Annotated in this window: 1 protein-coding gene; it reads left to right on the top strand. The window is 52.0% G+C overall.

Annotated features, from left to right (window positions below; genetic code table 11):
- The coding region (locus tag ACU8YC_RS27825) for an HD domain-containing protein (RefSeq protein ID WP_446896372.1) at window positions 1–371 on the top strand (371 nt) is incomplete at its 5' end.
- Window positions 372–442 lie beyond the last annotated feature (71 nt).

Here is a 442-nt window from a genome sequence, read left to right as displayed (position 1 = left end):
ATCTGAGAGAAGCAATCCATGGTGCGATTCCCGCTGTCGAGCGGGATCTGCACCCGGATAAGGGAGAACAGGACAAAGACGCGCTGTTGCAGCTCACTCGTGCGCTTGGTGAAAAGCAACGGGAGGAAATTCTGGCACTCTGGCAGGAATACGAATGTGCCGATTCACCGGAAGCCAGAGCCGTCAAGGCACTCGACAAACTCGAAACGATCCTCCAGCACAACCAGGGGATTAATCCGCCAGACTTCAATTATGCATTTAATCTTACTTATGGTCAGGAGTACAACAGCACGCATCCCTTGTTCATGCAGCTGCGCGAAATTCTCAATGAGGATACGAGCCAAAAAATTACCGGGCGCGCACAACAGTGATCTTCCTGAAGGCGGCTGCGCGAGATGCCATCATTGGCAGGCCAGTCGTTTTCACTTTATCCAATCCAACC

This window comes from Citrobacter sp. VF227 (assembly GCF_052950715.1).
This window is presented reverse-complemented; position numbering and strand designations above follow the sequence as displayed.